General features: G+C 59.5%; 15 protein-coding genes. 8 read left to right on the forward strand and 7 right to left on the reverse strand.

The features are described from left to right. Window positions 1-28 precede the first annotated feature (28 nt). A complete protein-coding gene (locus ONB52_06645) occupies window positions 29-577 on the reverse strand; it encodes a hypothetical protein (protein MDZ7415826.1) in 549 nt (182 codons plus the stop codon). A 57-nt stretch (window positions 578-634) separates the two neighbouring features. On the opposite strand from ONB52_06645, the gene ONB52_06650 reads away from it, so the two are divergent. Both ONB52_06650 and tnpB read left to right on the forward strand, forming a co-directional pair. After that, window positions 635-892, forward strand: coding sequence for a hypothetical protein (locus ONB52_06650; GenBank protein MDZ7415827.1), 258 nt, complete (start codon window positions 635-637; stop codon window positions 890-892). Further along, complete coding sequence (tnpB, locus tag ONB52_06655) at window positions 889-1521, forward strand: IS66 family insertion sequence element accessory protein TnpB (protein MDZ7415828.1); 633 nt, start codon at window positions 889-891, stop codon at window positions 1519-1521. Before ONB52_06650 ends, tnpB begins: the two co-directional genes overlap by 4 nt. Before the next feature lie 370 nt (window positions 1522-1891). On the opposite strand, the gene ONB52_06660 is transcribed toward tnpB, so the two are convergent. Continuing rightward, a complete protein-coding gene (locus ONB52_06660) occupies window positions 1892-3235 on the reverse strand; it encodes a glycerate kinase (protein MDZ7415829.1) in 1344 nt (447 codons plus the stop codon). 629 nt (window positions 3236-3864) lie between these two features. Here ONB52_06660 and ONB52_06665 point away from each other — a divergent pair. Continuing rightward, on the forward strand, window positions 3865-4200 hold the full coding sequence (locus tag ONB52_06665; protein ID MDZ7415830.1) for a hypothetical protein: 336 nt from the start codon (window positions 3865-3867) through the stop codon (window positions 4198-4200). Between the two features lie 174 nt (window positions 4201-4374). Here ONB52_06665 and ONB52_06670 read toward each other — a convergent pair whose 3' ends face one another. Next, on the reverse strand, window positions 4375-6921 hold the full coding sequence (locus tag ONB52_06670) for a DUF3536 domain-containing protein (protein ID MDZ7415831.1): 2547 nt from the start codon (window positions 6919-6921) through the stop codon (window positions 4375-4377). Between the two features lie 275 nt (window positions 6922-7196). Between ONB52_06670 and ONB52_06675 the strand changes: the two genes are divergently transcribed. Next, window positions 7197-8435 (forward strand): hypothetical protein, encoded by a 1239-nt coding sequence (locus tag ONB52_06675; GenBank protein ID MDZ7415832.1) that lies wholly within the window; start codon window positions 7197-7199, stop codon window positions 8433-8435. 181 nt (window positions 8436-8616) lie between these two features. Here ONB52_06675 and ONB52_06680 read toward each other — a convergent pair whose 3' ends face one another. Beyond that, window positions 8617-9831, reverse strand: a complete 1215-nt coding sequence (locus tag ONB52_06680; protein ID MDZ7415833.1) for a hypothetical protein — start codon at window positions 9829-9831, stop codon at window positions 8617-8619. Window positions 9832-9899: 68 nt separating this feature from the next. Continuing rightward, window positions 9900-12815, reverse strand: coding sequence for a TonB-dependent receptor (locus ONB52_06685; GenBank protein MDZ7415834.1), 2916 nt, complete (start codon window positions 12813-12815; stop codon window positions 9900-9902). Between the two features lie 1001 nt (window positions 12816-13816). Here ONB52_06685 and ONB52_06690 point away from each other — a divergent pair. The 4 genes from ONB52_06690 (at window position 13817) to ONB52_06705 (ending at window position 19141) form a co-directional block, all read left to right on the forward strand. After that, window positions 13817-14830 (forward strand): ParB/RepB/Spo0J family partition protein, encoded by a 1014-nt coding sequence (locus ONB52_06690; GenBank protein MDZ7415835.1) that lies wholly within the window; start codon window positions 13817-13819, stop codon window positions 14828-14830. A 941-nt stretch (window positions 14831-15771) separates the two neighbouring features. Further along, window positions 15772-16233 carry an NfeD family protein gene (locus ONB52_06695; GenBank protein ID MDZ7415836.1) on the forward strand — a complete coding sequence of 154 codons (462 nt, stop codon included), beginning with the start codon at window positions 15772-15774 and terminating at the stop codon, window positions 16231-16233. 14 nt (window positions 16234-16247) lie between these two features. Next, window positions 16248-17195: a paraslipin gene (locus tag ONB52_06700; protein ID MDZ7415837.1), complete on the forward strand. Its 948-nt coding sequence runs from the start codon at window positions 16248-16250 to the stop codon at window positions 17193-17195. 608 nt (window positions 17196-17803) lie between these two features. Next, window positions 17804-19141, forward strand: coding sequence for an alpha-amylase family glycosyl hydrolase (locus tag ONB52_06705; protein MDZ7415838.1), 1338 nt, complete (start codon window positions 17804-17806; stop codon window positions 19139-19141). A gap of 218 nt (window positions 19142-19359) precedes the next feature. Here the strand turns inward: ONB52_06705 and rlmD are convergent, their stop codons facing one another. Then, a complete protein-coding gene (gene rlmD, locus ONB52_06710) occupies window positions 19360-20787 on the reverse strand; it encodes a 23S rRNA (uracil(1939)-C(5))-methyltransferase RlmD (GenBank protein MDZ7415839.1) in 1428 nt (475 codons plus the stop codon). Window positions 20788-20885: 98 nt separating this feature from the next. Continuing rightward, complete coding sequence (locus ONB52_06715; GenBank protein MDZ7415840.1) at window positions 20886-22082, reverse strand: M24 family metallopeptidase; 1197 nt, start codon at window positions 22080-22082, stop codon at window positions 20886-20888. Between the last annotated feature and the right edge of the window lie 57 nt (window positions 22083-22139).

A 22139-nucleotide genomic window follows, 5' to 3' on the forward strand; every position in this document is an offset into this window, starting at 1 on the left:
CCGCTCCGGCGGTTGTACAGCTTCCGCTTCAGGGCTGCACCTTTTTCAGCGTGACCTCGAAATCCCAGTCATTCGCCAGCTCGCGCACGCGCGCCTCCAGATACCGCGCGATGGCATAATTGATCCAGTAAAGCAGCACGTGTTTCTTGCGGCCGGTGGCAAACTGGATTTTCAAAACGCCGTTTCTCCCCTCCGACCGGCCGAACGTCCGCCACAGCAACGGCCGGGCACGCGGCCCCAACACCGCCATGTCGGAGGGCGCCAGCTTGAATCTCACCGGCGTTGTCGTGTGCGCCCCGCGATAGAAAAACAATCCCGCCCCTGCTTTTTCGGAATCAAAAATCTGCCCTCTCTCAATGCCATTTTCCAGGCAGAAGATGTCGATGATGGAAACGTGAAATCCCTCCGCCTGACTGAGCTCCTGCTCGACACAGCGGGGACATGCGAAAATTGGTGACAGCTCGCTGCCGACATCGCGCAGATCGGACACGGCATCCGCGACCTCCTGCAACACCCGGGCATAAGCCCGGCTGCCGGCTTTCACTCCGCGAAAATCGTATCCCCTCGGTGAACCCATCTTTTCTCTTGGTGAATCGCTGCGTCTCTTCGCTCAGAATTCACCAGGAGGAGTCCCATGTTACCTCGCAGACGGCGGGTGTGTCCCGCGGCGCGTCTTGCCCTCATCAAAAAGTATCTCGCCAGTGGTCTGACTCAGAAGCAATTCTGCCGGCGGGAAAAACTGGCTTACCCCACGTTTCTCACCTGGCTGCGAAAGCACCGCGCCGCGTCCTGCACCCTGGAGTTTCCCAGCGGCGTGTTGGTCCATTTCTCGGGCGACATCGCTGTGCAACTGCTCACCCGCCTGTTGCGCGCCACCGGAGTAGAGCCATGATCGCACTCTCTCCCGGCCTGAGATTTTATCTCTATTCCCACACCACCGACATGCGCAAGAGCTTCGATGGCCTCTCGGGACTCGTGACTCAGGCACTGTCACGCGATCCCATGAGTGGCGACGTCCACGTGTTTCGCAATCGCCGCCGTGACCGCATGAAACTCTTGCTCTGGGATCGCACCGGCTTCTGGCTCTTCTACACGCGCCTGGAGCAGGGCACCTTGCAATTGCCCTCCAACCTCGAGACCCAGCCCTCGCTGGAGCTGCGCTATGACGAGAAGGCGATTGGCTACCTGCTGGGCCAGTGGCCGAAGCTGGAGCAGTCCGTCACCGACGGCCGCTTGGAGATCGACAACAACTTGGTGGAGAATGCCATTCGTCCGGTGGCCTTGGGTCGCAAGCATTATCTCTTTGCCGGCTTGCACGCAGGCGCCAAACGCGCCGCGATGATTTACACCCTGGTGGCTACCGCCAAGTTGCATCAGGTGGACCCCCTGGCTTGTCTGCGCGATATTCTCAGCCGCCCACCCGACCATCCCATCACCCAGATCGCCGCGCTGCTTCCGCAAAACTGGCGCACGCCGACTTCTTGCGATTGGGCCCTGCCCCAGTCGCAAGAGGCTTGGTGATTTGATATTTCCTGCCAGCAGCGTATTCTCCCCCACTGTCGCTCGTTCACTTCCTCTACTGCGATTCCGCTCCCTGTCTGGAGAGATACCTTCTCGGAAGATCTATCCCGGCCACCGTGCCGTTGCCTGAATCGCCATTGGGTTGCCATTTCCGGCTGGTTGCCGCAAAAGCGCGCGCTGAAAAAAGTTCGAAAATACCTCTTGCTGCGGCAAGCTTCAAGATGGGTTCACCGGGTGGATACGGGCAGCCTCCGGTGGCAGAGACTTCCTGCAAAGCAAATCGTTCGGCTGGTTTGCAAAATAGGCCTGCGGCATGACAAGCGGATGACTCGGTCACACCGAAAGTTGACGCATTACAGCCCCTAACTTTTCAACTCACCAGCATGATCTGCACGTCCATTACATTCGTCCCGGTAGGTCCGGTGATGAAAAGATCACCGAGTTGGTTGAAAAAGTTGTAACTGTCATTGTCGCGCAGGTAGCTCGAAAAGAAGCGCATGCCGCGGGTGCGGGCGTGGGCAATGGTCCAGCCGTCGGCAAAGGCGCCGGCTGCGTCGGTGGGGCCGTCAGTGCCGTCGGTACCGGCGGAGAGAAAGACACAGTTGGGCAGGCCGTCAATGTCGAGCGCGACCGAGAGCGCCATTTCCTGGTTGCGGCCGCCCTTGCCGCCGGGATTGCGCAGGGTCACTGTGGTTTCGCCGCCGGCGAGAATGCAGGCGGGCGCGGCGATGGGCTGGCCGGCATCGACGACATGGTGCAGCAGGGCGGCATAGAAGCGGCCGATTTCGCGCGCTTCGCCCTGCACGCGGTGGCTGAGCACCATGGTGTTGTAACCCAGGCTGCGCGCGTGCCTTTCACAGGCGGAAATCGCATCGGCATTGCAGGCGACGATGTGCGCCAGGTTTTTCGTGAAGATTGGGTCGCCGGGCTTGGGCGTTTCCGGCACGTGGCCGCGGCAGCCGGCAGTGATATAGTCGCGCACGCGCGCCGGCAGCTTGGGCCAGACGCCGTAGAGCACCAGCACACGCTCGGCGTCGGAGAATTTGGAGGGATCGGGCACTGTCGGGCCGGAGGCGATGATGTCGAGCGGATCGCCGATGACGTCGGAGACCACCAGGGTGACAAGGGTGGCGGGATAAACCGCGGCCGCGAGCTGGCCGCCCTTCAAGCGCGAAATGTGCTTGCGCACGGTGTTGGTTTCATGAATGGTGACGCCATGACTGAGCAGCAACGCAGTGACCTGCTGCTCGTCGGCCAGAGTGATTTCACCGGCGGGCAGCGGCAGCAGTGCGGAGCCGCCGCCGGAGATGAGACAGATGACGAGATCGTTGATCTGGGCGGTCTCGGCGAGCTGCAGCAGTTTGCGTGCGGCCTGTTCGCCGCGGCTGTCGGGAACGGGATGGCCAGCCTCCACCACCTGGCATTTTTGCAGCGGCCGGCCGTGGCCGTCCTTGGTGACGATCAGTCCGTCGGCGATGCGGTCGGCCAGGCGGGATTCGACCGCGGCAGCCATGGCGGGTGAGGCCTTGCCGGCACCCAGGACGAGCACACGGTTGAATTTGTTGAGGTCGAAGGTTTCGCCGGCAAGATGCAGCAGGGCGCCGTCGCGCCGCAGCGCGCGCAACACCGCGCGTTCAGGATCCACGGCACTCAAGCCGGCGAGAAAAATCTCGCGGGCATGATGCCGCAGTTTTTTGAGCTCGGGAGAGTGCATGGTTTCCGACTCGCGATGACCGGGCGTATTGGCGCGGCAATTTGCCGCAGTGGTGTTTTTTCCTCGTGTCCGTCTGAAGCGCTCACTTTGCAACGACGCTTCCTGCGGCGGCCTGGCCGTCGCCTGAAAATGCTCGCAGTCTTCACAACAGCGTCCGGCTTTGAGCAAGCTCGGCTCTGCCGGGGTTGGATTGTTTTCGGTCAGGCACTTGCTGGTCCCTGCCGGGCGTGGGGTGTTGCCAACCAGGGCACTGTGACTTCCTGAATTTTGCACCCAGATGATCCCATCCGCCGGGAAAGCCGATTTGATCGTGACGTCCGGCTATCCAAGGGGTGGTGCATGAAAAAAAATTGCAGGCAACCGTGTTGTCTACTCTGGTGGGAGCGAACTGTTTTGGGTGAAGCTGCATAGTAGTACAACATTCAGTTGGTAACTCACCCCCCCCAACGTCATTCTGTAAGAATTTACCATGCCCGTGTGGACACCCATCGGAATGAAAATGTAGCGCAGACATTTTGTCTGCAGCAGGCTGGAAGCCTGCGCTACGGCATTTTCGTGGTAATCTTCCTGAGTGCTTGGGATAATGTCAGAATAAGCATCAATCCCGGTACTCGGGAAGATTCCTCCGAATGACAGTTTTGGGTTGCGGAGCGGATTTTAAAACCCAACGTTGTCGTAATAGCGCATTTCTCAAAACTCTGTCAGGAGTGACCTGCCTGACCCTGCTCAAAAAGCCGCGCCAGATCATGAGAAATTCTGCAGGCCACAGCCAACGCGGGCAAGCCACAACCAAAATCTCCAGCGGATCGAAGAACCCAACTGTTGAAATTTTATCCGTTGGAAAAATCTTTGCCTTTTCATACCGGTCAACTCCTAAGAGCCTCATCCCCTCAGCAGCTTGTGGAGCAGCGCAGGCCTCCCTGCCTGAAGACAAGATGATGTTTGCGCCACGTCCCCGCACGTAACCGAGGTATTGCCTCTTCCTCCTCGGAAAAACAACATGGTCGGGTCACGACCAAAGCAACTCCGGCGGAGCAAAACCACCCAACTGTTGCAAGGCCCGACTCCAGTTCCCACTTACCAGCAAAATGCTTGCGGGAGTGAGGATTCCCCGGGCAGGGCGATTGTCAGACCTTGCGCTACGGCCACAGGCTGGGGTCGGCGGCCAACTGCTCCTCCAGGGTTTTCATGCGATCTTTGTAGTTTTTAATGTCGAAATTGAAGTGATAGGCAATTTGCAGAAAGAGAGTGCTGAGCTCATAGGCCTGGCGGTTTTGCGGGTCGGCGACGACAGTGTCGATCAGCGGTTGCACGCGCTCCTGCAGCAGCTCGAAGATGGTGTTTTGGATGGGTTCAGGGGTCAGATGCAGGTTGAGCTTTTGCGCGATGTCGATCAGGCTGAGAATTTCCAGGCAGCAGGCGGCGGAGAAGTCGTTGTGGAGAGCGCGCAGCCGTTTTTCCAGCATGGCCTGCAGATGCTGTCCCGCCCAATTGGTGTCGAGCGCGATGCCGAGTTTTTCGGCGGTGCGCGCGATTTCCAGGCAGCGGCGGTAGGCTTCCGCCTCGGTGGTTTCGCCGAGCCGTTCGATTTCACGGCGCAATTCCAGGCTGAGGGTGTAGCGCGCCGGCACGCGGAGTTCTTCCGGGATGGTGGCGCCCAGATCGCGCAGGTTGCGGATGAGGTTGCGATTGTCCTCGTAGAGTTTGCGATAGGCTTCGCCGATTTCGTCCAGGCGATCCTGCAGCATGAGATGGATCACCTGCTGGCGTTCTTCGAAGAAGATGTTTTGCAGGCCGTAGCCCTGCGCCGCCCAGTGGCGTTGCAGATAGCCGGCGAGGTCGCCGCCGGCATGAAAGCGCTGCAGCAGGGCGTCACGCTGCGCGTGGTAGTTCCAGCTCCCCGTCACGCGGCGGATGAAACACTGCGCGGTGTCGACGCTGCCGTATTTGAGCAGGGCGAAGCCGTAGCGCAGGCGTTCGGTGGTGATGCCCGACTGGGCCTGCACCAGCCCGGTGAGCAGCGCGGCACCGGCAGCGGCGGCGGTGGTGAGGTCTTCCCGCTGCAGGGAATAATGATAGAGTTTTTCCTGTTCGGGTGCTTCGAAGAACAGTGCGCGAAAGGCGTAGGTGTTGACCACGCGCGTGAAGGAGACGATCGCCGGGCGCACCAGTTTGTCATAAACGCCGGCACCGTTGCGGTAGGCCGGGAGGTTGCTGGGCGCGCGCTCGAGATTTCGGAGAAAATTTTCTTCGAACGGGCGGTGGCTCACCGCTTCCGCCAGTTGGATGGCGCGGGCGGCATATTGAATGATCTGCACGGTTTCGATGCCGGAGATCTCGCTGAAGAACCAGCCGCAGCTCGTGTACATGAGCTGGGCATTGCGCAGCATCTCCATCAACTTAATGGCGGTGAGCCTTTGCTCGGGGGGCAGCGGCTGGCGCAGGTGGCGTTCGAGAAAGCTGTGCAGGCGTTCCGGGGTGCGTTGCAGGATGACGGTGATGTAATCGTCGCGCGCGGCTGCCAGGTCTTTGAACAACGGTTCGCCGAATTCGAGGGCGAGGCGGTTGAGTTCGTCGCGCAGTTGATCGAGGGCTTCGCGCAGGGGGGCGCGCCATTCCTGATGCCACTCGGGCGGACCGCCGCCGCGGCAGCCGCAGTTGCGCGCCCAGCGGCCGACGCCATGGGCACAGCTCCATGCCGTGCCTTCGCCATTGGGGCCGGGTTTGAGCTCGACCTCCTGCTGCGGCGGATGTTCGGCCAGATAGGCGCCATAGGTGGTGATGGCGATATTGCGCTCCGGTGCGGCGCGGTGCAGCAAATAAGCCAGACCGCGTTCGGCAAAGCGTTCATGATGGCCATAGGTTTCGCCATCGGTGGCGATGGAAACGAGCTGCGGCTGAGTGTTGTTGTGGTTGGTGAAGGCGGCATCCACCTGGCTGGCAAAGTGCCGGGCATCGCGCAACAGATGTTCAAAGCCCACGCCGCGCGCCAGGGCGCCGTGATAGAAAAAGATGTCGATAAACCGGCCGGCGATGCGCTCGCCGCCGGCGGTGCGGTCAAACCAGCGATAGGGCTGGGTGGTGTCGATCTCGCCCTGTTCGACGGAGCGCCATTCCCCGCCGGCCAGCGGCCGCACGCGCTGCGCTTGATAAGGCGAGAGAATCACGTACTTCATCTGGTGAGCAATGAGCGCGCGCAGAACGCGGTCATTGACGGCGGTTTCCGGCAGCCACATGGCCTCCGGCTCGCGGCCGAAGCGGTGGCGAAAATCCGCCAGGCCCCAGCGGATTTGCGTGTTCAAGTCCTGTTCGTTGCACAGCGGCAAAATCGCGTGGTTGTAGGCCTGCGCGATGGCGGCGCCGTGGCCGGGATGGCGGCGCAGGCTGTTGCGGTCGGCGGCGAGAATGCGCTGGTAGGTGCGCGGCGAGAATTTCTCCAGCCAGCTCAGCAGCGTCGGCCCGACATTGAAGTTGATCCACTCGAAATTGTTGACGATGGTGGTGATGCGGTTGTCGTGATCGCTGATGCGGGCATAGGCATTGGGGGTGTAACACTCGTGATCGATGCGTTCGTTCCAGTCATGAAACGGGGCGGCGCTGTCTTGGCGTTCGATGACTTCAGTCCAGGGGTTTTCACGGGGCGGTTGGTAGAAGTGGCCGTGGATCGTCAGAAATTTTCGGGGCATAAACCGGCGGTGAATTGTTGCAATCGTGTCACCAGGCTGTCGCGGTGCAGTGACATTACAGAATTTCAACTCAAAGCGCAAGCGCTTTGTGGCGCTGGGGCCCCGACAATTTCTCCGCGATTTGCTTGCAGCTTCGGGGCTCTGCGGGTATAGTAGTCAAAACGTTGCGTGAGGAACAGATTACAGAACGTTCATCGGCATCCCCGGAGGACGGACAACGCGGTTGCCTCTCCCTGCACCCGATTGACCAAAACCAATAGGACGGACGCAAGTTTATGAAGCGAATTCTTTGTGCTGCGATGACGGTGGCCCTGGCTGCCTGGGTTGCCCTGCCGGCGCACAGCCAGACCTTCAATTTGATTGGCGGCCGCGGGCTGCCGCATTTGCACTCGGCATGGACGCTGCCCAAAGGGCAATTCACCCTGCATGGCTTCGGTTCCTCATACTATCAAACCGTGGTGAAGCCCGGCCTGCCCCCCACCAGCACCACCTTCTGGAATGTGCAAACCGCGCTCGCCCTGCATTTCGCCAGCGGCAAGCATGTGGAATGGGCGGCGACGCAGGTGATCTATCAGGATGCGCATCGCGGCAACCCGCCGCGCAATCTGCCCGACGATCTCTACCTCGGCGTCAAAATCGCCTCGCTCGGCAGCAAAGTCAGCCCGTTGAAATTTGGCGCGAGCGGCAGTGTACGCGTGCCCTTCGCCAGACACCACAACATTCTGTTCGAGCCGTACAGCGGCGGCGGATATGAAATCGGTCTGATGGCCGCCGCCTCCTACAGCCCGGATTTGCTGCTGCCGGAAAACGAACCCAACTTTCACGTCAACTTCGGCTTTTTGCATCACAACGATCTCGGCAAGCTGCTCACCGGCGCCGCGATTGATTCCCACGCGGTGCTCAGCCCGTCACAGGAGTTTCAACTGGGCGGCGGTCTGGCGATTCCCACCGCACAATTCGACTTCACCTTCGAGCTTTATGGCCGCATTTTCACACAACGGCCGCCGGTCACCGCCTATGCCCGGGAGGATTTCTTCTATTTCTCCCCGAGCGTGATTTACCGCCCGAAATACTGGGCTGCCTTCCATGTCGGCTTCGACTTCCGGCTGTTGCAGGGCAGGGAAACCACACGCTACCTCAGCGGCCTGCCGCGTCTGCATCCCGACATTCCCAACTATCCCGGCTGGCGCGTAAACTTCGGTGTCAAGCTCAATCTCAACCAGACACCCCCGCCGGACAACAAACCGCTGTTCGTCAGTTCCGGCGGCCGGCTGGTCTCACGCCAGCCCGAGCTGGAAGCGCAACTCACCGCCGAGCAGCAGAAAACCGCCAGTGCCGAGGAGGAATTGGAGCGCATTCGCAACGAGCGCAAACGTATGGAAGCCATGCTGGCGCGCCTGCGCAATTTGTTGAACAACGAAGGCGAGACGCCAATTGCACCCCAGGAAGAGAAAAAGGACAGGGCTGCCGAACCCGCCAAAGAGAAGAACGAGGAGATGGAAGAGAAGCCCTAGGTCCCGCTGACCAAGTTTGCCGCAGCAATCTCCCGCCCCGCCGTTTCTCATGTGCGACAGGCCGCGCCCCGGCCGGCCTGCTGGCAGGTGAAAAGGGCGGAATCACACCGGTTTGAAACAAAAATGCCCCGTGCATGCACGGGGCATTTTTGTTTTGATGTCGGGCTGCCGAGAGCGGCACTCATTTGCCCTTCAAATTGGGATTGTTGTTGCGTTCATCATCAGTGATGGGCAGGTACTGCCATTTGCCGGCGGGCAGGTGAAAACGGTTGAAACGCCGCTGATCGATCAGGCGGATGCCGGTCACGAACAGCTCCTTGTCGCGTTCGACATAGATGCCGTCCAGGTCGATGGCGGTCAGCGGGTCGAGCTGATGGGAGGCGCGCACGGCATTGACATGGGTGAGCGCCGCGGCGCTGTTGCCCTCGCGCACATCGAGCTCGGCGAGCATCAACTCATTTTCCTGCCAGCTCATGAAATCGATCGGTGTCGATTCGGTGGCATATTTGGCCTGGCGTTGAAACACCAGACCGCCGGTGCCGGTGATCGGCGACAGGGCAATGCGGTTTTTCTCCTTGGGGTCGGCGGTGACATAATTCAGAAAACGGGCATCGGCCACATACTGCGGCCGCCCCAAACCGGCTTGTTGCCAGTAATAATTGGTGGAGAGTGTGTTGTATTTGCCCTGCAGCGGGGCATCGCCGGAGATCATGCCTGCGGTCGCAGCCGTTCTCGCTGCGGCAAAGTTGCCGCGGATGAGATGAATGCGCGCCACCAGAGAGTTGACCACCCGGCGTTCGGCGTCGTTGCTGGCATTGTTCAAAGCCTGCTGCAACTTCTCCAGCGCCAGGTCATACATCTGCTCTGAGGGAATGAACGGCCCGTTGTCGATCACCCCGCCGCCTTCGGTGGGATTCAGGCCGAAGTAGCCGGCGTAGAGATAGCGGGCGATACCGCCAAAGAGATAACCGGTGTAGAGTGCCCGTTTCTGCAGCGCCGCGTCGGTGATCGTGATGGCACCCACCCGCCGCACCAGATCATCCGCGAAGAAGCGCAACTCGCCCAGAGGGTTGTAGGCACCATCCACCGAGTTGTTGTCGGTGCGAATGTCGCCCAGATCGATCTCATTGAAGGTGGGGAAGGTGGCGTTGGGCACGCGTTGATCGAAGAAAAATTCATCCGACAGGCCGCTGGCGAGCACCATGGTCTGTGCCAGCGCCGTGGAAAAGCGCTGCTGCACGCCGATGATCATAAAGTTGACCTGTGAGGGATCGTTGAGCCGGTCGTCCGGCACCTGGTTGATGACCGGCTCCACTGAATTGGAAAAGCGGGTGCAGCCTGTGAAGGCCGCCAGCACACCCGCGAGGGCAGCGATCAGGAAGAAGAGACGTTTCATGTCATGCTCCCAAAAAGGTTGGCCTCATGCCTGAGAGCACGGCGTTTCCGTGCCGGCAGTGAGGAGCCTTACAATGAGAAATTCATGAACAGATAGTAGCTGCGTGGTTGCATCAGCGTCAAAAAGTCCTGGCCGCGGATCAGGCTGCGGGCGCCCGCGAAGTTGATCTCCACATCGGCGCCGCTGTACTTGGTGCTGGTCCACAGGTTGCTGGCGGAAATGCCCACGGTCAAGTCCGAGAGATAGTTGCCGGCAAAGGACTTCAAGATCAGGTCGCGCAAGCTGTAGCTCAGACTGACTTCACGCAGTTTGATATAGTCGGCGTCTTCGATGAAGTTGGCGTTGTAGCGATGATCCATGCGCGCAAAGCGTTCCGCTGCCTGGCGATACTCGGGCGTACCCGGGGTCAGGGGGGTGACACCCGCCACCGGGGTCGCGAAGGAGGCCACACCGCCCGCCTTGGTCGTACCCGCAATGCCGAGCTGGGTCGCCACGCGGTTGAACTCGGGATCATTGCCGAAACGCCGCGAGAAAAGCTCGGTGTTGTTGAACATCTTCATCTCAGTCGCCCAGTCCGCCAGGGCATAGAGGTTGAAGTTTTTCAAGAGGCGCAGGGTGACCGAGAACGAGCCGTTGTTTTTGGGAACGGGATTGCCGAGCGCGACGCGATCGGTGGTTCGTTCCGCGCCGGAATAATAACCGTCGGCATCGTAGGTCACGCCGGTGACCACGCGGGTGTAGAATTCATGCTTGGGCAGGCCGTCCTTAATGACATTGATATCGAAGCCGTCGAAAATCGGCTGGGCACCGCCCAGGCTTTTCACCTCATTGTCCTGGTGGCTGGCAATCACGGTGAGATCGACGCCGAAATTGCGCGACTGCCACGGCGAGGCGCGCAGCAGCAGCTCCACGCCCGATCCCTCGACTTTACCGATGTTGAACGGCACGGCGGAGGCAATTTTGCCGGTCGAAGGCGAATTGCGGAAGTTGATGATCGAATCTTTGATGCGCTGCAGGTAGTAGGTGAATTCCACGCCATATTTTTCGAGAAACTCGGCTTCGAAGCCGAGCTCGAGTTCCCGCACGCGCTCCGGTTTGATCGCAGCATTGCCGATGGTTGCCAGCACGGCGCCGGCACCGTAGCCGCCCTGCTCGGCGCGCCACAGCAACGGGATGCCGTCGAGCAAATCCGGGAGAATGCCGGTTTCGCCATAGGCCAGGCGCAGCTTCATCAGGCTGAACAGGTTGGGGAAGAAGTCATAGCGATCCAGCCGTACCGCGCCACTGGCCTTGGGATAATTGATGCTGGGCGCTTCCTTGCCGATCACGCTGGCATAGTCGCGCCGCAGGCCGAGGGTGAAAAAGTACTGGTCGTTGTAATTGAAGGAATGCTCGGTGAAAATGCCGGCTTCGCGGCGGTTTTCGAAGCCCTCGTCACCACCCGCCAGGTTCGCGCCGGCACCGATGTTGGTGATCAGCTCGGTGCTGAAATTGAACTTGTCGAAGAAGGAGGTGTTCAGCCGACGGTTGAGCAGTTGCGCGCCGACGATTGCGGTGCCGTGCAGTTTGGACAACAACTGGTATTCATAGCGGCCGTCCAGGGTATAGGTGTACTGGATGTTGCGGCGGTTGTAAATGCGCCGGGTGCCCTGGTCGTTTTGGGCCACGCCATAGCGGTAATTCAACAGAAAGGTCTGATCCTGGCGACGGTTGTCATCATCGATGCCCACCGTGCCGCGCACAAAAAGATTTTTTACCGGCGTGTAATCGACGCTCGCCGACCCCAGAAAGCGGTTGCTGTTGGTGACATCGCGGATCGCCTCGATGGCGGCGCTGTCGGTGAAAAGATAGGATCTCGGCCGCAACAGCGTGTTGCCCAGATAGCCGTAGATGTTATTGTCGTTGTTGGGGCGGTGAATTTTGCTGAGCGTGTAACCAGTGCTCAGACGCAGGACCAGTTTGTCGTTGGGCACAATGTCCAGGTTGGCGCGCACGTTCTTGCGGTTCATCGAATTGTTGCGCGTGATGCCCTGCTCGTTGCGGTCGTCGTAGGAGGTGAAATATTTCAATCGTTCATTGCCACCGCTGATGTTCACCGTCTGTTGCAGCACATCGCCGTCACGGAAGATGCGGTTGGCATCCTTGGCGGAAACGAAATCCGAGTCCTTGTATTCAAAAGACTGGCGGTTGGTGCCGCCAAAGATGCGATACTCGATGGCAAGACCACTGCCCTCGCCCGGCTGCAGCCGGCCGCGCTTGGTGGAAATCAGCACCACGCCATTGGCGCCGCTGGTGCCGTAGGAGGCCGCCGCCGCCGGCCCCTTGAGGAATTCGATTTTTTCGATGTCGGAAGGATTCAGACTGGCCAGCACGCTGAGGCCCTGACCACCGACCCCATATCCCACCACCTCGGAATTGTCCACCCGCACACCGTCAATATAGATGACCGGTTGCTCGTCTCCCTTCAAACCGCCGCCCGAACGGACGTTGAAACGATAACCGCTGCCGGCATTACCCGAACTGGGCGCAAGGTTGACGCCCGCCACCTTGCCGCTCACCAGTTGCGTGACCGATTGATAGGCGTTGCTTTGGGTCAGCGTACTGGTCGCCACGCGCGACACCGCCACCTCCGCCACTTCCTTGGCCGTGCGTGACGAAATGCCGGTCACCACCACCTCGTCCAGGTTGAGAATGTCCTCCCGCATGACAAAATTGGCAACCGCCCGCTGGTCGTCGCGCACCTGCACGTCAAAACTTTGGGTCCGATACCCGATGTAGCTCACCACCAGCGTGTAGGTGCCCGCTGGCAGATTGCTTATGGTGTAGTTGCCCTCGGCATCCGTGGTGGCGCCAAAGCGTGTGCCCTTCACCACCACGTTGGCGCCGGGCAGCGCCTCCCCGCTTTTTTTGTCCGTCACCTTCCCACTCACCATGCCGGTGGCCAATGCCATCCCGGTGGTGCACAGGAGCAGCAGGCATGCCATTCCAAAACTCAGTGCCGCTGCTCTTCGGGACAATCTGGTCTCCAAAGATCGCATGTCACCCTCCTCTGTTGGTGAGATAAGATTGATGATGCAGTGGATGGGATTGAATTGTTAAGGTTTCTGCCCTTTGCTCCAGGGCGGTCAATGCCCCGCGCAACAGTGAGAACACGATCACCGACAGATGCGCGTGTGGGAAGCAACTCTTCATCGGGGATCACGACCGGGGAATCAGGATGCTGCCAATGTTCGTACTCTCATGCAATCCTTGTCGTGATAATCCTCGGCAGGATGGATGATGATCTGAGTTTTAAATCAGTCAGCAAAAAAGCTGCCACTCATAAAGCAAAATTTTCTCTCCTCCCACTGGAATGTTTTTTAAATCACTGGAACAGTTTCGCGCTCGGCCTCACGCGGCTATGTGGTGGGCGTTGTGCAGCTGCTTGCATATCGTCATGCAGGGTTTTGCATGTTCAGGTCGCCTGTCTCCCGCAAAGCCATTCGATCGACAATGGTGGTTTGGCTGTTGCAAAGATACCCGTTTGGGACAGTTTTCAAGCTGGAGTACAAAGCTGAAGCCCGGCACTCCACCATTCAAATTCCAAACCCAAAAAATCACAACTTCACACCAGACCGTTGCAAGCCACGGCCAAGCCGTGATCGGGCAGTCATCAACGATCAAAAGCGGAGCGGTGAAAATCCCTTGTATCTTTTGCCCGCTTTGTTAGCTTCTCGCGAGCACTGGAAAGACAGCATTCACTGCAGGGCAAAACCCGGCTGCCTTTTCTCGACTGGCGCGCTGCTCGTGTGAACGTTTGCGTCCCCAGTTTCCCGCTTTGCTCCGGCTGCTCTTTTGCGTCTTTGGGCTCCGGATGATCAGGATCCCTGTTTGGGCTGTCATTCTGCCGGGAGTCTTCGCCAACACCGCGCTGGCAATGAGATTTCAAAAAATGCGGCAGGCATGAAGGTTCTCCCCGTTGCGATCATGCTCACGGGTGCCAGGCATGCAAATCGAAAACATTCCCCTCACGAAAATCGACCTCAGCTCCCCTGGCTGGGATGAGTTCATTTTCACCTACCCGTTGGCACCGGGGCCGGTGAAGGAATCGATCGCCGCCATCGGCTTGCAACAGCCGGTGGTGGTGACACCCCGGAGGAAGAAATACCGCCTGCTCATCGGCGTGCGCCGCGTGCTGGCCTGCCGGGAATTGGGCTGGCGGGAGATACCCGCGATCGTGCATCCGCCGCAGAGCCACGAGCAACTGTTGTGGCTGTGTCTGCATGAGAAGGCCGGCAGCCGGCCGCTCAACGCGCTGGAGAAAGCGCGCGTGCTGCAACGTTTCGCCGAATTGTGGCAGGGCGACATCGAGCGTTTGCAAAATGAGATTTGTCCCGTGCTTGGCCTGCCCGCCACCGCCGCCGCGGTGGAGACCCACCTTTTCCTGAAGGAATTACCCGAAGCCCGGCAGGAGGAAATTGCCGCCGGCCGCCTCACACCGCAGCATGCGGATTTGTTGCGCGCGCTGGCGCCTGAAGACCGCCAGGCGGCAGTGCAATATCTGTTCGGCAGTCAAAAAATTCCGCTGCGCGACGCACGCGAGATCATCGCAGACGCCGCCGGCTTGGCCGCACGCCACGGCACGCGCGTGGTCGAAGTGTTCGAACGGCCCGCTGTCAGGGAAATCCTGGGGCGTGATGACTGGACGCCGCGGCAGCGCCTGCAGGAACTGCGCACCCTGCTGCACCGCGAACGCTTTCCCCGGCTCGGCAGTCTGGAACAGCGCTTTGAAGCTCTAACGAAACTCCTGGCCGGCGGCAAGCCGCTGGAGATCAAACCACCGCGTTATTTTGAGGGCGAGGAGCTCACCATTTCTTTTCGCGCCCGCGCGCCGGAAGAAGTCACCGCCATTCTGCAAACCCTCAACGAAGCCGAACGCAAGCGGCTTTGGCACAAGCTGTTCGCGCTGCTGCAGGCAGAGGGCAGCCAGGCGGAGGATGATTTTTTTGAGGGGAAATAATGAAAATCTGTGCGGTGCAAATCCGGCCGGTGAAGGGCGATATTCCGGCAAACCTCGCAACGCACAAAAGGTTGATCGAGCCGGCGCGTTCGCGGAGAGCGGACACGATCCTTGTCCCGGAACTCTCCCCCGCATGAGGCGGAGTCTCCGGCTTGCAACTGTCATCACGCGGCTTGCGAGCGGCAGCCAAAATTTTGAGATCATCCGACTCAAGCGTACATGGCCACATGACTGTTTTTTGCATCTGATGAACTCCGATAGGAGTGAGATGTTTATAGCCAAATGCCGTTCGCCTAAATGAAACCCCAGCGGGGTGACATGTGTATCGTGCCTCCTCATTGATCTCATCTTGAATTGAAGGCAAACGCCGTTACATGTCACTCCTCAAGGAGTTTGAAGTTGGAGGTGTTGGCAATTACTCTAAACATTTCACCCCGGGCGGGGTTGGGCCGTTCGCTATCAAGTTGGGGCATGTGGCTCTCAGCAGAGAAGGCACGGAACTGATTTTGCGATTCTTTTCATCTTGTTGTCGCAAAATGTACACAAAATTCGGATGATCCTTGTTTTTCCGCGTAATTTGCCATGCTGCGTATGGCAGCCCTCAGGATGAAAATGAGCTTTCACAGTCGCGCCTTCAGGCACCGACCCCGAAGGGTTTGTTACTTTCGTGGCGATTGCGGAGAAACCGCCGCCTTGCTTCTCCCGCGAAAACACCCTCCCACGAAAAAGCTTTTTTGTGGGATTTCACTTTCATGGGCGAAGCATTGCCCGAAAGAGCGTTTTCTGTGGGGCTTCATTTTCGGAGGGTATTGAGAGTCTGCTCCCAACGCCGCCCCCGGCGGGGCAAAGGTCGGCCGGCGCAAAGAAACCATTGAACTCATGGCTGCGGCGTGCGTAGAAGGGCCTGCAAATTGTGATTTTCAAAAAAAGTGGAGGTGCCCATGTCAATGTGGACCGAACCTGCAGAGCTGGCGTGGTTCCTGGTCGGACTGGTGCTGGCACTGGCAGAGTTCCTGATTCCGGGGTTGATCGTCATCTTTTTTGCCGCGGGCGCGTGGCTCACGGCGCTGGCCCTGATGGCGGGGTTGATCGAATCGTTCAACGAGCAGTTGCTGATGTTTTTGATTTCGTCGATCGTCTCGCTGATGCTGTTTCGCAAACAGGGTCGGCGCTATTTCGAGGGCAGGGTCTCGGGCAAGCTGCCGCCCGGTGAATCGCTGGATGATGTTCATGGCAAACGGGCGGTGGTGCTCACCACGATCAAGCCGAACACACTGGGTGGCAAAGTGGAGTACAACGGCACGCCCTGGGCGGCGGAGGCCGAGGTCGAGATCGCGCCGGGCACGGTTGTCGAAATTGTCAGCCGCAACAATCTCACGTTACGAGTCCGACCGCTTTCCTGAAAGGAGGAGAAGGGATGTCACTGCAAACCATTATCATTCTGGGACTGATTCTGTTTGCACTCACCACGCTCGCACGCACCGCGATCGTGGTGCCACAGAAAACCGTGTTCATCGTCGAACGGCTGGGCAAATACTCCGGCACACTGGAGGCCGGCTTTCATATTCTCATGCCGTTTGTGGACCGCGTGGCCTATAAACATTCGCTCAAGGAAATGGTGATCGATGTGCCGCCGCAAACCTGCATCACCAAGGACAACATTCAGGTGGAAGTGGACGGCGTGCTCTACATGCAAATCATCGATCCGGTGAAAGCCTCCTACGGAGTGAGTGACTACCGCTTCGCCTCGATTCAGCTCGCCCAAACCACGATGCGCAGTGAGATCGGCAAGATCGACCTCGACCGCACTTTCGAAGAGCGCGAGAAAATCAACCATGAAATCGTCAATGCCGTGGACAAGGCCTCCGATCCCTGGGGCATCAAAGTCACGCGCTATGAGGTGAAGAACATCGTGCCGCCCGCCAGCATCCGCGACGCGATGGAAAAGCAGATGCGGGCCGAGCGCGAGAAACGCGCCCTGATCGCGGAATCAGAGGGTGAAAAGCAGGCGAAGATCAACCGCGCCGAGGGTGACAAACAGGAGGCCATTGCCCGTTCCGAAGGTGAAAAGATGAAGCGCATCAACGAGGCCGAGGGCCGCGCCCAGGAGATCGAGCGCGTGGCCCTGGCGACCGCCAAGGGGATTCGTGAGATTGCAATGGCCATCAGTGAAAAGGGCGGCCTGGACGCGGTGAATTTGCGCATTGCCGAGCAGTATCTCGGCGAGTTCGGCAAGCTGGCGCAGAAGAACAACACCATGATCATTCCCTCCAACCTTTCCGATGTCGCCGGCATCGTGGCGGCGGTGGGCAGGATCTTCAGCAGCATGAAGCCTGTCGAGGCGGAGGAAATGCGCAAGGCGTGAACGCCGGTGCATTGGCCACTGCCATCTTTGCGCGGCATGCAGCAACGGCCGGCAATGATCCATATTGGCTCGCCCCCGGCCGTTGTCTTTTGACTTATAACCGCCCCCGGTGTGGTCAAGCAATCATCCCCTGGCACACCTCGCGCCGCCGGCGCGGCATCTTTCGGCCGGAGGGGCGGCATGCTGGTGAGGCTGCACGATTCATGCAAAATTCAGCTTGTCCTTGTGGCAATTCAAATGAACTGCCGGCGCATGATTCCGGTTGTTCCGTAAGCAGGATTAAACTGGGCTCTATGTTGATTGATGTGGGTAATTTTGCCATGCTGCGCGCGGCACCCGGCAGAACGAAAATGAGCTTTCGCAGTCGTGCCTTCAGGCACCGACCCTGAGGATCTACTACAAAAATATTTTCGTGTTAACCGTAGAGCAGACCTCTTTTTTGCCGGCAGGCTGCCGGCCGGCGCTGGGGCATTTTTACGGCATACGATGACAAGGCAAACACTGGCCTGGGGAAACGCTCTTGTGCAACCCCCCGGTCTAAATCTTGTCATGCCTTACCCACATTGATCAGCTTGAAACCTTGCATTTTTGCAGGAGAAGCAATTTTTATGGGTGTGATGCTGCAGGCATTTTATTGGAACTGTCCCGGCGAGGAGGGCCGCGATTACCAATGGTGGGAATATGTGCGGGCGCAGATTCCGGAACTGGCGGCGACCGGCTTCACCGCGCTGTGGCTGCCGCCGGCACACAAGGCCGCCAATCTCGACGGGCCCTCGATGGGCTATGATCCTTACGATTACTATGATCTCGGCGAGTTCGATCAAAAAGGCGGTGTGCCCACGTGGTTTGGCACCAAAGCAGAGTTGCTTGCTTTGATCCAGACCGCACATCAACACGGCATGACGGTGATCGCCGACATGGTGATCAACCACAACAGCGGCGCCGACGCCACCGAGGTCAATCCCATCACCGGACAGGCGCGCTGGACGCTGTTCCAGCCCAAGAGCGGCCGTTTCCCGCGCAACTGGGAATGTTTTCATCCCAACATGTATGAATCATGGGACGAGAGCACGTTCGGTGACATGCCCGATCTCTCGCACCGCAATCCCTACGTCTTTGGCGAGATCATCAAACTGGCGCGCTGGCTGGTGGAGGAAATCGGATTCGATGGCTTTCGCTATGATTTCGTCAAGGGCTATGGCGCCGGCACCGTGGCGGCGATTCAGGAGTATCGCTATCAGCGCAACGGCCAGTTGTTCAGACCCTATGGCGTGGCGGAACACTGGGACAGCGCGCGTGCCATCGAGCAATGGGTCAATGTGACCAATTTCTCCAACACCAATCCGGTGGATGCCTTCGACTTCCCCCTGCGCGAGCTGCTCAAGGGGCTGTGCGATCAATACGGCTTCAGTCTGCGCCATCTCGTGACCGGCGAGACGCTGCTGCAAGACCAGCCGCAAAGCACCGTCACTTTTGTCGAGAATCACGATTTGCGCGACGAGGGCCGCCCCATCGTCAACGACAAGCTGCTGGCCTATAGTTTCATCCTGGCGCACGAGGGCTATCCCTGCGTCTTCTGGAAGGATTATTTCAACGCCGGCCTGCATCTGCGCGGCACGCCACACGGCATCGCCGCACTGATTCAGGCGCACGAGACCTACGCGGCGGGCACCACCGCGGTTTTGTATGTCGATGATGATTTCTATCTGATGCAGCGCACCGGTGCGGGCGGGCGGCCGGGGTTGATCTATGCCCTCAACAATCGCGGCGATATCTGGCGCGGGGCATGGGTCACCACGCAGTGGCGCAACACGGGCTTTACGCCGGTGGCGTGGTGGAGTGCGAGAGATCGCAATCGCCCCAACGACCAGCAAGCGGCGGCCGACGGCCGTGCCGAGTTCTATGCACCGCCGCGCGGTTACGTGATCTATGCCCCCAGGATCTGACCGGAAGCCGGCGTTCGCCGGCGGTGGAATTTGCGGACAGGGCGCCGGGCGCGTGAAGTGAGCGGCCTGCCGTTCCCCCTGACCGCGCGTGGAATCTCCGGATGCGGGCGTGTGGAAATATGTCGACGTTGGAGCAGGTCGCCCCCGATCAGGTGAAGACCAAAAATCCCCGGCGCGATGAGCGGCCGGGGATTTTCATTTTCTCAGGCGGGTGTGTGTCAGTTTCTTTCCAACAATCCCACGACTTCACAATGCGCGGTGTGCGGAAACATGTCCACCGGCTGGACCTTTTGCAGGTGATAGTCGCGGCTGCACAGGTCTTTGAGATCACGGGCAAAGGTCGCAGGATTGCAGGAGATGTAGACGATGCGTTGCGGCGCGAGCTCCAGCAGTTTTTGAACGACCCTGGGGTGCATGCCGGCACGCGGCGGGTCGGCGATCACCACCTCCGGCCGGCCCCAGCGGTGGATCAACAGCGGCACCCGCGCCAGCTCATCCTTCAGATCACCCAGAATGAAGTGGCAGTTGGTGATTTCATTGATGCGGCAATTGACGCCGGCATCATAGATCGCCTGGGGCACGATTTCGAAGCCCAGCACCTGGCGTGCATGTTTGGCGATGAAGATCGAGATGGTGCCGGCGCCGCTGTAGAGATCGTAAACCGTTTCCCTGCCGGTGAGGCCGGCAAAATCGCGCGCAATGCCATAGAGCTTTTCGGCGCCTTCGGTGTTGGTTTGGAAGAAGGAATTGGCGGAGATTTGAAAAGTGTAATCGCCGATCTGGTCGCGCACAAAGCCGGGGCCGTGCAGGATGATCTCTTCCTCACCCAGGGCGATCTGCGCCTTCGAGCGGTTGAGGTTGTGCACGATGGTGGTGATGTCCGGGAAGGCGGCGACCAGCTTGCGGCTCAGCTCCGCCACCGCCTCACGGCCGCCGGGCACCTCGCTGGTGACAAAGTTGACCATGAACTCGCCGGTGCGTTTGCCCTCGCGCAGCACGAGGAAGCGCCAGAAGCCGGTGTGATCCTGCGTGGTGTAGGGCAGGAGGGGATGTTGCTGCACTGCTGCGCGCACGAATTGCAGCACGCGGTTGCTGCGCTCGGAGAGCAGCCAGCAGGCGTCGATCGCCAGGGTCTTGTCATAGTGATTGGCGGCGTGCAGGCCGAGGGCAAAATCGCGGCTGGCCGCGGGCGCGTTGCTCTCGATTTCGTTGCGTGTCAGCCAGCGCTGACGCGAAAACGAGAACTCCATCTTGTTGCGGTAGAAAAAGGTCCGGGGCGAGCCCACCGTCTCATTCACCTGCGGCTGGGGGATGCCCGCAAGGTGCTCGAGGGTTTCGATGACCTGGCGGCGCTTGTAGGCCAGTTGCACCTCGTAGCGCAAATGCTGCAACAGGCAGCCACCGCACTCGCCGAAGTGCTGGCAGCGCGGGGCCACGTAGTTTTCCGATTGCCGCAAGACAGCGAGCGCACGGGCTTCGGCAAAGGCTTTTTTCTTTTTGATGATCTGCGCCCGCACGCGCTGGCCCGGCAAACCCTGGCCAACGAAAATGACGTATCCGTTCAGCCGTGCCAGACCCTTGGCGCCGAAGGCCAGGCCCTCGACCTCCAGCTCGATTTCACTGCCTTTTTTGAGCGTAATTTCCATCTTTCTGCCATCCATTGTGCGTGGTGAACCCGGTGCAGCACGGGCAGGTGCCCGTCCTGCTCACGAAATGGCGGCCGCGCCCTGCGGGGGCGGTGCGATCAGACCTGGAGCCGCACCAGCTCGTGTTGCGGTTCGGTGTAAATCTCCGGACCGTTCTCCCCCGCGTAAACGTTGATCTCCAGGCGCACGCCGAATTCCGGCAAATAGATGCCCGGTTCGATGGAAAACGCCAGGCCGGGAATGATGTCACGGGAGTCGCGTGTTTCAAAACTGTCGATATTCACCCCGCTGGCGTGCACCTCGGTGCCCAGGCTGTGGCCGGTGCGGTGCACGAAGTATTCGCCGTAGCCGGCCTGGGTAATGAACCGCCGCACCACTTCATCGATCTGGTAGCCCTTCACGGGTTTTCCGGCCTGCCAGTTTTGCCGGAGGAAATCCACGCCCAAATCGCGCGCCTGGCGCACAATGTCGAACACCTTTTGCACCGCCGGTGGCACCTCCCGGCCGGCAAAACCCACCCAGGTGATGTCGGCAAAGACGGCGCGCGGCGTTTTTTTTCTGGCCCAGAGATCGATGAGAATCACGTCGCCCTTGCGGATCGGGCTGTGCTGCGTGGCGGTGGGGGCGTAATGCGGATTGCTGGCATTGCCATTGACCGCCACGATGGGGGGCGAATCCGTGAAGCAATTCTCCTGCGCGAAGCGCTGCAGGATGAACTGTTGCACCTCATACTCATTGAGGGGGCGGCCCGCCTGCAGCGCGGCCTCGATCATTTTGAAGGCTGCGCGTTGCGCGGCATCCACGACGTGCGCCGCGGCCACATGGCTGCGCAATTGCTCCGCACTCCAGCGCGCCGTGAATTCCTGAATCAAATTCGCGGAGGTGACGATCTCGACGTTTAAGGAGCGCAGCAATTCGAACATGCCGGCATCGAGATAGGAGGCGGTTGGCACATCGTTGCCCGGCGAGTATTCCATGGCGATTTTGCCGGGCCGGGGCAGCAGCTCATCCAGGCGCTGCCGCATCTGCTGCAAACCGGCATACAGCATCATGCGCCCCGGCAGCGGGGGCAGGTTCATTTTTTCGATGGCATGGCCGAGCAGCACCGGCTCACCAGCCTGCGGGATGAAATAGAACCAGCGCCGCGTAATATGATAGTCGGCGAGATTGAACAGCTCGCGCGCCACGGCATTCAACCCGCGAAAGTCGTAGATCAACCATCCGGCCAGTCCGTCGCGACGCAGCGCGGCCTGCACCGCGGCAATGTCCAGCGAAAACACCGGTGTTTCCTTCATCAGGGCCTCTCCTTTCCAATCCAAATCCCCCCGCGATTTTACACGTGTTGCGATTGT

The sequence above is a fragment of the candidate division KSB1 bacterium genome (assembly GCA_034506255.1).
GTDB lineage: Bacteria > Zhuqueibacterota > Zhuqueibacteria > Zhuqueibacterales > Zhuqueibacteraceae > Coneutiohabitans > Coneutiohabitans thermophilus.

What these genes read in the sequence shown, in the direction of transcription:
- ONB52_06645 (MDZ7415826.1), bottom strand. Translation starts at nt 577, where the DNA reads ATGGGTTCACCGAGGGGATACGATTTTCGCGGAGTGAAAGCCGGCAGC.
- ONB52_06650 (MDZ7415827.1), top strand. Translation starts at nt 635, where the DNA reads ATGTTACCTCGCAGACGGCGGGTGTGTCCCGCGGCGCGTCTTGCCCTC.
- tnpB (MDZ7415828.1), top strand. Translation starts at nt 889, where the DNA reads ATGATCGCACTCTCTCCCGGCCTGAGATTTTATCTCTATTCCCACACC.
- ONB52_06660 (MDZ7415829.1), bottom strand. Translation starts at nt 3,235, where the DNA reads ATGCACTCTCCCGAGCTCAAAAAACTGCGGCATCATGCCCGCGAGATT.
- ONB52_06665 (MDZ7415830.1), top strand. Translation starts at nt 3,865, where the DNA reads ATGACAGTTTTGGGTTGCGGAGCGGATTTTAAAACCCAACGTTGTCGT.
- ONB52_06670 (MDZ7415831.1), bottom strand. Translation starts at nt 6,921, where the DNA reads ATGCCCCGAAAATTTCTGACGATCCACGGCCACTTCTACCAACCGCCC.
- ONB52_06675 (MDZ7415832.1), top strand. Translation starts at nt 7,197, where the DNA reads ATGAAGCGAATTCTTTGTGCTGCGATGACGGTGGCCCTGGCTGCCTGG.
- ONB52_06680 (MDZ7415833.1), bottom strand. Translation starts at nt 9,831, where the DNA reads ATGAAACGTCTCTTCTTCCTGATCGCTGCCCTCGCGGGTGTGCTGGCG.
- ONB52_06685 (MDZ7415834.1), bottom strand. Translation starts at nt 12,815, where the DNA reads ATGGCATGCCTGCTGCTCCTGTGCACCACCGGGATGGCATTGGCCACC.
- ONB52_06690 (MDZ7415835.1), top strand. Translation starts at nt 13,817, where the DNA reads ATGCAAATCGAAAACATTCCCCTCACGAAAATCGACCTCAGCTCCCCT.
- ONB52_06695 (MDZ7415836.1), top strand. Translation starts at nt 15,772, where the DNA reads ATGTCAATGTGGACCGAACCTGCAGAGCTGGCGTGGTTCCTGGTCGGA.
- ONB52_06700 (MDZ7415837.1), top strand. Translation starts at nt 16,248, where the DNA reads ATGTCACTGCAAACCATTATCATTCTGGGACTGATTCTGTTTGCACTC.
- ONB52_06705 (MDZ7415838.1), top strand. Translation starts at nt 17,804, where the DNA reads ATGGGTGTGATGCTGCAGGCATTTTATTGGAACTGTCCCGGCGAGGAG.
- rlmD (MDZ7415839.1), bottom strand. Translation starts at nt 20,787, where the DNA reads ATGGAAATTACGCTCAAAAAAGGCAGTGAAATCGAGCTGGAGGTCGAG.
- ONB52_06715 (MDZ7415840.1), bottom strand. Translation starts at nt 22,082, where the DNA reads ATGAAGGAAACACCGGTGTTTTCGCTGGACATTGCCGCGGTGCAGGCC.